The 12,569-nt window shown below is 68.5% G+C and carries 11 protein-coding genes; 4 read left to right on the top strand and 7 right to left on the bottom strand.

Annotated elements, in window-relative coordinates:
- Positions 1 to 44: 44 nt before the first annotated feature.
- Both QHF85_RS26680 and QHF85_RS26675 read left to right on the top strand, forming a co-directional pair.
- Positions 45 to 1,316 carry a M50 family metallopeptidase gene (locus tag QHF85_RS26680; RefSeq protein ID WP_281330144.1) on the top strand — a complete coding sequence of 424 codons (1,272 nt, stop codon included), beginning with the start codon at positions 45 to 47 and terminating at the stop codon, positions 1,314 to 1,316.
- 17 nt (positions 1,317 to 1,333) lie between these two features.
- Positions 1,334 to 1,855, top strand: coding sequence for a cyclic nucleotide-binding domain-containing protein (locus tag QHF85_RS26675; protein ID WP_281330143.1), 522 nt, complete (start codon positions 1,334 to 1,336; stop codon positions 1,853 to 1,855).
- A 4-nt stretch (positions 1,856 to 1,859) separates the two neighbouring features.
- Here the strand turns inward: QHF85_RS26675 and QHF85_RS26670 are convergent, their stop codons facing one another.
- The 6 genes from QHF85_RS26670 to QHF85_RS26645 all read right to left on the bottom strand — a co-directional run bounded on the left by QHF85_RS26670 (position 1,860) and on the right by QHF85_RS26645 (position 9,212).
- Entirely contained in the window at positions 1,860 to 2,750 is an 891-nt protein-coding gene (locus QHF85_RS26670; protein ID WP_281330142.1) for a CPBP family intramembrane glutamic endopeptidase, read from the bottom strand.
- 157 nt (positions 2,751 to 2,907) lie between these two features.
- Positions 2,908 to 3,690, bottom strand: a complete 783-nt coding sequence (gene modA, locus QHF85_RS26665; protein ID WP_281330141.1) for a molybdate ABC transporter substrate-binding protein — start codon at positions 3,688 to 3,690, stop codon at positions 2,908 to 2,910.
- Positions 3,678 to 4,610 (bottom strand): hypothetical protein, encoded by a 933-nt coding sequence (locus QHF85_RS26660; protein ID WP_281330140.1) that lies wholly within the window; start codon positions 4,608 to 4,610, stop codon positions 3,678 to 3,680. Before QHF85_RS26660 ends, modA begins: the two co-directional genes overlap by 13 nt.
- A gap of 42 nt (positions 4,611 to 4,652) precedes the next feature.
- Positions 4,653 to 5,744, bottom strand: a complete 1,092-nt coding sequence (locus QHF85_RS26655) for a hypothetical protein (RefSeq protein ID WP_281330139.1) — start codon at positions 5,742 to 5,744, stop codon at positions 4,653 to 4,655.
- An 86-nt stretch (positions 5,745 to 5,830) separates the two neighbouring features.
- Entirely contained in the window at positions 5,831 to 7,315 is a 1,485-nt protein-coding gene (locus QHF85_RS26650) for a VWA domain-containing protein (protein WP_281330138.1), read from the bottom strand.
- Between the two features lie 67 nt (positions 7,316 to 7,382).
- Complete coding sequence (locus QHF85_RS26645; protein ID WP_281330137.1) at positions 7,383 to 9,212, bottom strand: hypothetical protein; 1,830 nt, start codon at positions 9,210 to 9,212, stop codon at positions 7,383 to 7,385.
- 45 nt (positions 9,213 to 9,257) lie between these two features.
- Here QHF85_RS26645 and QHF85_RS26640 point away from each other — a divergent pair, with 45 nt between their 5' ends.
- Positions 9,258 to 10,661 (top strand): hypothetical protein, encoded by a 1,404-nt coding sequence (locus QHF85_RS26640; RefSeq protein WP_281330136.1) that lies wholly within the window; start codon positions 9,258 to 9,260, stop codon positions 10,659 to 10,661.
- A gap of 36 nt (positions 10,662 to 10,697) precedes the next feature.
- Here the strand turns inward: QHF85_RS26640 and QHF85_RS26635 are convergent, their stop codons facing one another.
- Positions 10,698 to 11,201, bottom strand: coding sequence for a thioesterase family protein (locus QHF85_RS26635; protein WP_281330135.1), 504 nt, complete (start codon positions 11,199 to 11,201; stop codon positions 10,698 to 10,700).
- A gap of 136 nt (positions 11,202 to 11,337) precedes the next feature.
- Here QHF85_RS26635 and QHF85_RS26630 point away from each other — a divergent pair, with 136 nt between their 5' ends.
- Positions 11,338 to 12,513, top strand: a complete 1,176-nt coding sequence (locus QHF85_RS26630) for an ABC transporter substrate-binding protein (protein ID WP_281330134.1) — start codon at positions 11,338 to 11,340, stop codon at positions 12,511 to 12,513.
- The last annotated feature ends 56 nt before the right edge of the window (positions 12,514 to 12,569 follow it).

Here is a 12,569-nt window from a genome sequence, read left to right as displayed (position 1 = left end):
CGAGGCCCGTACGAATCTTTGCCACGAGGAGCGCGCATGATAACGTGAACCGAGCGGGAGATCGTGCGCAGGAGCTCATGAGCGACAAGTCGAAGCCCGAGCTCGAGCTTCTCATTCGATCTCGGCCTGGTTCTGGAGACGCAGGCAGCGGTTCGAGCGGCGGATTCGTCACGAAGCGATACGTCGCGAACCAGGTCGCCCTGACGGTGCGCCCGCGTCGTATCCCCGAGGAAAGCTACGAAGTCCAGGCCCAGTCGAGGAAGGATCGCAAGTTATTTTACGTGATCCGCCAGCTCGAAGGGGATCGCTATCTGTTCCTCAACGAGGAGGAGTACTTCCTCTGGCAGAAGATGGATGGGCTTCACACGCTGCGCGACGTCGCGACGGCGTACTTCCTGAAGTTCGGCTCGTTCGACTTCCGCGTGATCCAGCGTTTTCTCTCGCGCGCGCGAGAGAACAAGCTCATCGTCATCCCCCAGACCGACCTCGTCCGGCGATCGCTCGCCGATGAGCCCTCGTCGCTGCGCTCGCAGGTGCTCACGCGACTGCATCGACTCGACCTGCGCCTCTCGAACGTCGATCAGCGCATCACCGCGCTCTACCAGCGCGTCGGCCCGCTCTTTTCGCGCCCCGCCTACGCCCTCTACGGCGCGCTGCTCACGGTCGGCGTCGTGGCGCTCGTGCAGCAGGCGGGCCGCGGCTCCGGCGCCGAGGTCCTGCATGCCGGGCACATGCTCCTCTTGCCCCTCTTCGTGCTCCTGCACGTCGCGACCCTCGTGGTGCACGAGCTCTCGCACGCGCTCGCGTGCAAGCACTTCGGCCGCGAAGTGAAGGCCTTCGGTTTCACGTTCATGAACCGCCTCGTGCCGAGCGTCTACGCGGACGTGACCGACATGTGGATGTCGACCCGCAAGGCGCGCATGGCCGTGAGCTTTGCCGGCCCCTTGTCCGGGCTGCTCATCGGCAGCACGAGCGCGATCGTCGCGTGGATCCTGCCTCCGGGCATCCCCTCGTCGTTCTTCTGGTTCGTGGCGGTCACGATCGTCGCGCTCGCGCTCGGCAATCTCTACCCCTGCCTCTTCATCGAGTCCGACGGCTATCACATCCTGAGCGATTGGCTTCGCATCCCCGCGCTGCGCGAGAACAGCCGCCGTTTCCTGCGCGAAAAGCTCCGCGATCAGCTCCGTAGCAAGAAGACGCGCCCCATGACGAGCGACGAGCGCGCCTACTTCCTGTATGGAGTGACTTCGCTCGTCAGCGTCGCCCTGGTCCTCGCCACGCTCGTGGCGGTCAGCGCGCACCGGCTGACGCGTTGATCCCGAGGCCAAGACCGATGAAGTTCACCCCGCGACCCCTCCGCAAGGACCAAATCAAGGACTGCGCCCGCATGCTCCGGCGCGTCACCTTGTTCTCGGCCTGGTCTCCGGACGAGATCGAGGAGTTTGCCGCCCACGTCGAGCTTTTGCCCTTCCCCGCGCAGGAAGTCGTGCTCTGGGAGGGCGACGCGGGCGACGTGCTCTACATCATCGCCGAGGGCAGCGTGGTCGTGTCGCGCCGGCTGAAGGGCGACGTCGAGACCGTCATCTGCCGGCTGCACGCGGGCGACTTCTTCGGCGAGCTCGACGTCATCGACGACCAGTCGGCCTCGGCGAACGTGCAAACCGAGACGCAGTGCCTCTTCTACACGATCGATCGCCACACGCTCTACCGCGAGCTCGAGGCGAACCCGCGCGTCTATTCGAAGTTCCTGCTCGCCCTCCTCAAGGAGGTCGCCAAGCGCCTGCGCACGACGAACCAGAGGCTCATCGACGCGATCCTCTGGGGCATCGACGCGACGTCGCTCGACACGGGCTGATCGTTCAGAGACGAACCGTGCCGAGCGCCGACGATCGGCTGCTCGGCGCGCTCTCCTGCCCGCGCCGCCAGCGCAGCAGGATGAACGTGAGGACCGCGCTCGACAGCGCGACCAGAAGGCCCCCCTCGCTCGCCCAGAGCGGCGCGCGCTCGCCCGCGGTCGACGCGCCGAAGAACGAGACCAGGATCGCGTTCCACCCCGCGTGGAGCACGACCGGCGGCCAGACGCTGCCCGTATCGAGCCGGAGCCGGGCCGCGTAATAACTTTGTGCACATAACGCCACGACGAAGAACAGCAGCGAGAGCAGCGGCGACGGGCTCGGGTTGTAGTGCCCGCTCAGGATGAGCGGCGCGTGCCAGAGCCCCCACACGACGCCGGTCACGAGCGCCGGATGGGGGACGCGCGCGTCGATGAGGCGCGGCAAGAGATAGCCACGCCAGCCGATCTCCTCCCCGAGGGCGAGCACCGACAGCATAAGCGGGCCAATCGTGCACGCGATGATGGCCCCGGCGAGCAAACGCTCCCCGGGCGTGCTGCCGGGGATGGCGAACCCGAGCGGGTGCATGCTCGGCGGATCGAGCGCGGCGATGCCCGTGCCCCACGCGAGCCCATACGCCGGGAGCGCGACCACCACCGGATAGATCAGCGCGGGGATCATGGCCCAGGCTGCGCGTCGGTCGAGCCGGAACGATACGTCGCCAAACCCCTCGCGCAGGACAAACCGCGCGACGACGGACGCGAGGCAGGGCACCCATACGAATGGGACGAAGCTCGTCGGCACCATGCCGTGCAGCGCAATGTCCACCTGGAACGGCGCGCTCGCGAGCAGGAGGATCCCGAGGTAGATCGCGATCCCTCTGCGCGCGCGCCGTACCTTGTCCGTCGCCTCCTGCACCGACGGCGAGCTTATACGGGGTCGAGCCTCTCGGATAGGGACAAGGCAAGCCGGGCGTGGTGTTCCCTCGCGGGCCGGGGCGTCGGCGTGCCGACACCTGCGCGGTATGGTGTGTTTGTCCGGCGCATCCGGACGGCCGGCCCAGGGAACCGTCGACCTAGGGAATCGGGCCAAACCCGTACGCGGCGAGGATCCGCTGCCCCTCGGAGCCCGCGATGAAATCGAGCAGCGCTTCCGCGTCGGCACGCGCGCGCGGCTTCGTGGTGACGGCAGCCCAAACTTCGGGCCTCGGCGCCCATTCTGCCTTTCCGCCATCGAGCACCTCGATCCCCGACGCACCGGGGACCTCCGTACGATAGACGATCGCCGCCGCGACCTCGCCCCGCTCGACGTAGGCGAGCACGGCCGCGACGTTCCCGCCGAGCACGACGCGCCCTTCGAGCGCCTTCCACGCTCCGAGCTTCTCCAGCGCCTCACGCGCGTAGCGCCCGGCCGGCACCGCGCCCGGCTCGCCGATCGCGATCTTCTCGCCCGGCGGCAGGGCCGTCGCGAGCGTCTGGAACGTGAGCTTGGGGCCGCCCTTGGGCCCAACCAGCACGAGCTCGTTCGTCGCCACGACCCGCGCTCGTTTGGCGTCCACGTGCCCGCCGGCCGCGAGCCTGTCGATGGGATCTTTGGCCGCGACGATCACCAGATCGACCCCGGCCCCGCCCTCGATCTGCCGCGCGAGCTCGCCCGACGCCCCGTAGGTCGCGCTCACGCGGACGCCCGCGTGCGCCGCGACGAAGCCCGCGGAGAGCTCGGGGAACACCTTCCGCAGGCTCGTCGCGGCGGCGACCGTGACCTCCCTTTCCTCGGCCGGCGTCCGTCCGCAGCCCGAGGGGGCGAGCGCGACGAGGGCGAACGCGAAGACGAACGCCCTCCGGCCTAGGGTTCGCAAAGCCCCTGCTTCCAGCGCGCGTAGGAGAGCAAAAAGAAGTTTTCGACCGCGGTCTCCATCTCCGGCGATAGCAAGAACGCGGGATGGCACGGCTCCTGGTCGCACATCTGGCTCTCCTTGCCCTTGTCGATGTGGCGCCGCGCCGGCACGAGATCCAGGAACGCGCCGGTGTCGTCCACGGTGCCGACGGCGATCTTCAGAATATACGGAAAAAGCCGGTTTTTCTCGAACGTGACGGCGGAATCGCCCGAGAGCCAATTGCCGCCCATCCCCGCGAAATGGCACGACTTGCAGGCGCCGGCCGCCGTCATCTGATCGGGCAGGTTCACCATTCCGGTGGACTCCCAATCCTTCCACTGCATGCACGCGCCGAACGCCTCGAGCGCTTCGAGCAGCGTCGTGTCGCTCACGGGGCCGCCGCCTCCGCCGCCCGCGCCTCCCGCGCCTCCTTCACCGCCCGCTCCGCCGGCGCCCGGATCTGGCTCGAACGTGGGATCTCCGAAGAGCCCGCGCTCGTCGACCTCCTTCAGCAGCCATTCCGTGATGAGGGTATCGTCCTCGACCGCGAGGGCCGGACCGGTATGCTCGCCTTTCAAGCGCAGCAGGCTGTTGTCGGGGTGGGCGATGAGCGGCTTCGGGTACCCCTCGATCTTCGCGTACGACGAGCTCTCCTCGGCGCCGAGCCAGATCGGCGCGCTGTTCGCGCCTTGCGTGTGGCAGGGCGTGCATTTGCTCGCGAAGATCGGGTAGACGTTCAGGTCGAAGAGCTCCTTCGCCGTGAAATAGTCGTCCGGCGGCCCGCCCGCGCCGGCCGCGCCGCCATTGCCGGAGGGCGTGGGCCCGAGGGTGCCGGTCGGCGGCTCCACGCAGCCATACGCCAGGATCAAGGCGAGGACGAACCCCGCGGTCGCTCGTTTCATGTCGCTCCCGCCGGGGATCATCGCCCGATCCCCGCGCGGGGGTCAACGAAAGAGGCCGAGCTGTATCGACGAACAGGGCTTGCCGTCCTCGGACACGAGGCCGGCGAACTGCTTCACGGGCGGATAAATGTACCCGAACAGGATGCACATTTCGTTGAGCCCGAGGCCGTAGTGGACCTCGACGTCCCGCGTGTTGTCGAACAGGCACGCGTGGCGGATCGCGCTGACGCCTTCGAGATCGAGCGGCGGATCGTAGCTCCGGATGTCGCTCGCGAGGTCGTAGGTGCCGTCCTCGTAGACGCGACGCACGGCGCCGTCCGTCGTCATGAAATCCACCGTGAAAGCCTGCGCGAGGTCGTGCGTGTGGGGCATGAGCGAGACGATGTTCCCGCCGAACACGGTGCACGTCGTGTCGACGCTCTCGGTCGTGTGCGGCGGGATCGAGAAGTCCGAGATCTGCATGACGAACGGCGCGACCTCCTGCGTCAGCTCGTCCGCGGGCATCGTGAAGAAATCGTACGCGAGCTCGATGCGCTGCGGCTCGTTTTTCGTGTTCAGGAAATGGATGCTCGTCGAGATCTCGCGCTGGGTATCGAGCTTGTAGCCCATTCCCTCGGGAAACTGGATGGTCTCTTCACCGACCACCTGCGTGGAGTTCGCGAACAGCACGTCGGGGATGCCCGCGCCCACATTCGAGAAGGGATCGTCCGCGCCGGGGTGGCATTCGGGATAAGGGTTCGGGCCGAGATCGGCCGCGATGGGCTTGGCGACCATGTTGGAGTGGTGCAGGCCCGGCGTCGTGTAGAGGCGGCCGCCGTGCACGATCGTGTTCGTGATCTCGGGGATGGGCCACGCGAGGCAAAACGCGACCTCCTCGCCGGGCCCGAGCGTGCGCGGCGGGGCGACGATACGGAAGCCACTCTTCGGCGGGGGCGGGAGCGCGAGATCCCGGAGGGGCTCGCCGTAGGCGACGACGTTGTCCGCGTCGAGCTGCGTGGCGGGCTCGTAACGACGCACAGGATCGACACATGCGCCGCGGAACGAGACCTCGCCGCCGTCACAGACGAGCTCACCTCCACATCCGGACGAGAGCGCAAGGGCGGCGACGAGAGGAGCGAGGATTCGGGTACGCATGGTCGCCCATGATCCCGCGGCTCGCTGTATTGATCCAGTATTTCTGCACGAACGGAACGTTCGTCGGAATGACAGAAAGGGGCGGGTCAGAAGCCGGCGTCGTGCATGGCGGCCGCGTTGATCTCGAGGGCGCGGGCGCGGCGGTCGGCGGGCGCGGGAGGCGCGGCGGCAGCGGCGGCGGAGCTCTTGCGGGCGGCGCTCACATTACGCGCGGCGGCGAGGACGCGTTGTTTTTCCTTCTCGTCGCGGACGGTCGCGGCGACCGCGTGGAGGCGCTGTTCCGCCTGGGCGAGGGCCTGCGAGGCATCGTCGTAACGGCCGGCGTTCACGTCCTGCGCGGCGGCGATCGAGATCTCCGCGGCTTCGTGCACGGCGGCGATCGTCTTGGCGCGCGCATGTTCCGTTCGCGCGACGACCGCGGGATCGTCGGTCAGATCGAAGCGGGCCACGACCTCCTGCACGCGCGGCAAACCTTGCTCCGCAGGGTCGCGGAAGTGCAGGCGCACGCTCGCGAGGGGGCGGGAGCCGGTCGCGCTCGGATCATCCACGCGCACGCGGACGGCCATTTCGCGGTGCTGGCCGCCGAACATCGCGCCGAGGGGCACGCGCATTCCGCCGCCCGCGACGGGCGTGGCACGGGCGCCCGCGACGGAGAGGATCGTGACGCCCGGCGCGGGGACGATCTCGACGACGGCGTCGGTGGCGCGGGTGCCGGCGAAAAGGCGCGTCTCCTCGGCGAGCACGTTCGCCATGTCCTCGGGCGCGGCGAGGTGATGCATGCGGCCGCTCGATCGAACGGCGAGCGTGTTCAAGGTGCGCTCGTCGTAGTCGAGGCCGACGCCGAGGGCCGTGACCTGGATACCGCGCTCGGCGCCGGTCTCGGCGATCGCGCCGAGCAATTCGGGCGAGGTGGGGCCGACGGTGGCGACGCCGTCGGAGACGACGACGACGCGGCGAACGGGGTGCGAGGCGGGCGCGGCGGCGACGCGCAGCTCGGCGAGGCGCAGGCCGTCGAAGAGGTTTGTCCCGCCTGCTGCGCTGAGGTGATCGATCACGGCGTGCATGGTCCTGCGCGTCGCGGGATCGAGGGGGAAGGGCGCGATGCGGTCCTCGGCGGTGTCCGAGAAGGCCTGGATGGAGACGATGTCGCCGTCGGGCAGGCTGTCGACCATGCGGTGGGCGGCGGCGCGGGCGTGTTCGATCTTCGCGCCGGACATGGAGCCGGAGGTATCGATGACGAGCGCGAGGGCGCTTTTCGCGCGGGCGATCTTGGCGCCCGTGGGGACGTCGACCCACACGCCGAGCAAGGTCTCGCGCTGGCTGCGGAGGATGAAATCACTCGCGGGGGCAGCGCCGATCCACGTGGCATTTTCGCGGGGCGCGTCGCTCGTGGGGTTTATCGCGGCGTCACTTCCGGAGGCCACGACGAGGGTCGCGCGATCGGTTGTCTTGGGTGCGGCGGAGGCGCGTTCGTCCGTGTTCGTAGGATTCGCGGCGGGGGCGTGGGGGGCGGCAGCGGCGCACCCGGCGAGCAGGGTGGCCGTGAACAAAGCGATGACCTTCGGTAGCATCGTCGGCTCCTCGTTGGCGGCGCGCATCGCGGGAGTGGCCAGCTCCCCGGCGCGGCGGCCCGACCTCTTACGGACGAGAGCGGCGAACGATCTTCCGGACGTGAAGAAGTTTTCGCTGGGCGCGGGGGGCCGCCTTCGCCGCGCGTCCAAGGAGCGCGAGCGCGACGAGCCCGAAGGCCGCCGGAAGCCCCGGGGATTCGTCCCGTCCGCCGAGGCCACACGAGCATCCCTCCCCTGCCCCGGGATCACGTCCGCCGCCGCTTCCGTTTCCGCTCCCGCTCCCGCTTCCGCTTCCGCTCCCGCTCCCGCTTCCGCCGCCGCTTCCGCCTCCGCCGCCGAAATCGATCCCGACCTCCGCTTTCGAGACGACAAACGGCGGCGACGCACCCTCGGATTCATAGATCGCGAGCAATTCCTGCCCGCTCGAATCCGTGACGTTTGCCTCGGCGAGATGCTCGACGTATTTGCGCGTGATCGGCTGATAAAGAACCCGCGCGAACAGGGTCGTTTTTCCCGACACCCCCACCGGCGCCGTCACGGTGAACGTCGCCTCGTCCCAGGAGCGCACGCCACCCGCGCCGTCCCCATAATCGATCTCGCCGCTCGGTCGTGTCGTGGTCGTCGGGACGAACCCCTTGGGCGGGATCCTCGTATCCGACAGGATCATGTCGTGCCGCGCGAGATTCTCCCCCGGCTCGGCCGCGGTTCCATTCCAGCGACCATGCTGCGCGCGGTACACCCGCGTCGGCGGGGACGCCTCGATCTCGCCTTTCGCCGCGTCGTATCCGCCCACGAAAAAGGTCTCCTCGCCGATCGCGTCGACGAGCCCGAGCGCGATCCACGCGCGGCGGCCCTCGGCATATCCCGTCGGGAATTTGTGGCCGCTCAGGTTGTCCACGCGCACCGTGACCGCGAATGGCTCGCCAGGCAGGGCCGCGGCGGGCACGTTCGTGATTTCGATCTTCGCGGCGTTGGCGAGCGTCTCCTCCGTGCGCGCGAGGGCCAGCGCGAACGCGTCCGGGAATGCCGCGGCCCGCGCGGGGTCCTTCGCCATGACGGCGCGAATGCCGAAGAGGTTGCCGCCGGCGAAAACGTGATCCCGTGGATCCGGGCGGAGCGGCGCGACGGGGGCAGTCGCGACGGGGAATTGTCCGGATTTGCGGCGGGTATGGCAATCGACGCAGCTCTGCCCGCCCGGCAAGGCATAGGCGCTCTGCGCCCATTCTTCGTACGTCGTGTCGAGCGGAAACGCAATCGCCGTCTCGACGCCGTCCGCGTCGCGCAGCCTCCTGCCGGGGTTCGTCACCTGATGACATTGACCGCAAAATGCCGAGCTCGAGAGCGCGCCGTCCTCGGCCGTGCCGTGCACCTGCGCCACGCTGTCGGCATACGGGCCCCGTTTGGCGAGGTCGTCGTCGTAGACGATCTGCGCGTCCCCGCGGTGATACGGCGCCTCAGGCGGGCCCGACGTCACGGCGCGGTGGCAGGTGTCGCAGCCGACGCCTTGCATGTCGACGGCGTCGAACGCGCTCCCGTCCGGCGGGCTCGCGTGGCCGCGGACGAACGCGATGGGGGAATGGCAACGCAAGCAAAACGTGCCCACGCCGGGTTCGTCCTGGTTCGCGATCACCAGCGCGGCACGAAAGACGGGATCCCGCGCAGCATTTCCCATCATGGTCCCGGCCCACCCGTCGTGCGGGAGGTAGGTGCGGTCTCCGTCGTGACCACCGCCGTGGCATAACGCGCAGCCGTCGGCCCCCTCGAACTGGCTGCCCTGGCCGAGCTCCCCGGGTTTCGTGCCCGCGAGGTCCTCGAAGCCGGCGGCCGCGGAGGCGGGGATCACGAGGGGTGTGAGGGCGGCAAACACGAAACGGGCGAGCCCTCGAAGGGACGGCATGCCCGCTATGTAGCACGGGTGCCGCTTGTGATAACGTCGGCCCTCATGCGTCACGCCCGCTCCACCTCGTATGTCTTGCTGTCCATCTTCACGCTCGCAGCATCGATCGTCGGGGTCGCGACCACGGAGTCGGGGTGCGCGAGCGCGACGCCGTGCGAGATCAACAGCGACTGCATCGAGGGCGCGTGCATCGACGGCGAGTGCAAGCGCGAGTGCGCCGACTCCGAGCGCGACTGCCAGCCCGGATACCTGTGCCATTCCGGCCAGTGTTTGCCCGACGACGGCTGGGGCGGCGGCGGACCCGGCTCCGGCGGCATCGGCGGCGCGGGCGGCACGGGTGGCATGGGCGGCGCCGGCGGAATGGGCGGCGCGAGCTCGAGCGCTTCGTCGAGCTCGAGTTCGTCGTCGAGCAGCAGCGCCTCGTCGAGCAGCGCTTCGAGCGGATCCGGGGGCTCGGGCGGCGGGCCGACGAAGGGCGAGCTCGATCTCTGCGCGGCCGACGGGGAATGCGAGACGGGGCTCACGTGCGAGCCGATGTGGAAAAACGGGCCGAAGCGCTGCACGCGGAGCTGCATCGCGGACGGCGGTTGCCCGAGCGGGATGCGCTGCAGCGCGGTGGGCGCCGAGAAATACTGCACGACGAGCGACGTCGGAAAGACGTGCGCGAACGCCGCGGCCTGCAATTTCGGCTGCCTCGAAGGTCCGGGGTATTGCACGGTGGCCTGCGCGACGGGATCGGATTGCCCGAACGGCTACGGGTGCATGGCCGTCGGCAACCCTCCCACGAAGGTCTGCGTGAAGGCCGAGGCCCTCTGCGAGTCCGGAAACACCGCCGCGTGTATCGTGCCTGCCGCGTGTGACACGAATTCGCTGCTCGTCGGGGCCTGCACGCTCGCCTGCACGACGAACGCCGATTGCCCGCAGCGGGCCTCGCTCCTCGCGCCCTGGACCTGCTCGAACGGGCTCTGCAAGCGGCCGCCGGACGTGTACGGCCCGCTCCCCGGCGGCAGCGCGCCCACCGAATGGCATTGTGATCCGTTCGGCAACCCCGTGAACCTCTGCAATGACGCCCAGCACATGAACTTCCAGCAGTTCTCGATCCCGCCGGCGCCGGCGGTGAACTGCGCCTCGTCCGTCACGTTCCAGGGCCAGGCCGGCGACGCGTGCGTGGATTCGTGCCGGTATCAGGGCGCTTGCCCCTTTGGTTTTTCCTGTACGGCCGTCGGCAACATCCAGGGCGGGCGTATTGGTCTCTGCCTGCCCACGGGCGGGGGCGAGGTGGGCGCGGCCTGCGCGAACGACACGCAATGCGCGTTCGGTTATTGCAGTAACGGCACATGCAGCCGCGATTGCACGGCCGACGGGGTCTGTCCGAATGGAACGACGTGCACCGCCGCCGGCGGGCCCTCGCCGAACGTGGAGGGGATGCCGTTCCGGAAGTGTCTCTGAGATCCTGGGACGCGAAACCTTTGGAGCCCCAACCGATCAGAGCGTGTCGCGCGCGTCCGGATCGAGCCTGCGGATCGCTTCGCGGATCACGTCCGGGATGGGGGCAGGCCGGTTCGTGCTCGGGGCGAGCAGCACCACGACCGCGCTGCCGGTGGCGACGACGGCCTGCTGGGACGTCGAGGTCACGCGGTAGTCCATGGTCAGGCTCGTGCGGCCGAGGCGGGTCGTCTTGCCTTCGACGCGCACCGTGTCGGGCCAGAAGACGGGGCGAAGAAAGTCGAGGGAGGTCGACGCAAGCACGGGCTTCTGCGGCGCGCCGGTCGAGAGGTCGAGGCCGATCAGGCGCAAGTAGGCGAGCCGCGTCTCTTCGAGCCAGCCGAAGTAGCGCGTGTTGTTGACGTGCCCGAGCGCGTCGATGTCGCCCCAGAGCACGGTGATCTCCTGACAGACGGAGAAACGCGCGCCCACGGGAGCGGGAGGCGGCGCGTAGGTGGTGGGGCTCCGCCCGATGGGCCTTTCGAAGCGATCGGAAGAAGACAAGGCGCACCTCGTGGATCTGATGCCGGGCTCGCCTGCCGCCGCGAAGGCGGAAGGTGCGCCTGCATGGCAGGGTGGCTGTGTAGTTTCCGCGGCGTCAAGCCTGTGGCATGCTCGGCCCGAGGGAGAGCGAGGACCAATGCTCGGACGACGTCGCTGGATCGGGACCGTGGCCGGCCTTTGTTTGCTGTCGGCGCTTGGGGTGGGTTGCGGCAAAAAGGAGGGCGCGGGCGTGGGCCCGGAGCCTGCTTCGAACGAGTGGAAGGTGGGCGCCTACCTCAGCCTCTCCGGCGCCGAGACGCAGTTCGGCAAGGACACGCAAGAGGGCACCGAGCTCGCGGTCGAGGAGATCAACGCGAAGGGCGGCGTGAAGGGCAAGAAGGTCCGCGTGCTCTTCGAGGACGACAAGTCGAACCCGCAGGAGGCCTCGAACAAGGTCCTGCAGCTCATCAACCGCGACAAGGTCGTCGCGCTGCTCGGCGAGGTCGCGTCGTCGCGCTCGAAGGCCGCCGGCATCGTGGCGAACAAGAACAAGATCCCGATGATCTCGCCCTCGTCGACGAACCCGGACGTGACGAAGGTCGGTCCGTTCGTCTTCCGCGTCTGCTTCACGGACGACGTGCAGGGCCAGATGGGCGCGCGGTTCGTCAAGAACAAGCTGAACAAGAACAAGTTCGCGGTGCTCTACGCCTCGGACGACCTTTACTCGTCGGGGCTCGCGAACGAGTTCAAGAACGAGGCGAAGAAGCTCGGCATGACCATCGTCGCGGAGAAGAGCTTCCTCAAGAGCGAGACGAACTTCACGACGTACCTGAACGAGATCAAGAGCGCCGAGCCCGAGGTGATCTACGCGCCGGTCTACTACAACGCGATGGTGCCGATCGCGCGGCAGGCGAAGGCCGCGGGGATCCCGGGGAACATGTTCGTCGGCGGCGACGGCTGGCACTCGGACTCGCTCGTGACCGACGCGGGCGAGGAGATGGAGGGCGCGTACTTCACGAACCACTTCTCTCCCGACATGCCCTCGCCGAACTCGCAGGCGTTCGTGAAGAAGTACGCGGAGAAGTTCAAGCGCGAGCCGAGCGCGCTCGCGGCGCAAGGCTACGACTCGGCGATGCTGCTCTTCGACGCGATGGGCCGCGCGAAGACGGATACGCCCGAGGGGATCCGCGACGCGATCGCCGAGACGAAGAACTTCCAGGGCGCGACGGGCGCGATCACCATCGACGCCGAGCGCAACGCCGAGAAGCCCATCGTGATCGTGCAGATCAAGGGCAAGAAGTTCACGTACTTCGATACGGTGACGGCGAAGTAATCGAATGCGAGCGCGCGAAAGGGTCGTCGGCGTCGGCGGCCCTTTCCTCGATGCGC

Origin of the sequence: Polyangium sp. 6x1 (assembly GCF_029946515.1) — a bacterium.
Classification (GTDB): domain Bacteria; phylum Myxococcota_A; class Polyangia; order Polyangiales; family Polyangiaceae; genus Polyangium.
This window is presented reverse-complemented; position numbering and strand designations above follow the sequence as displayed.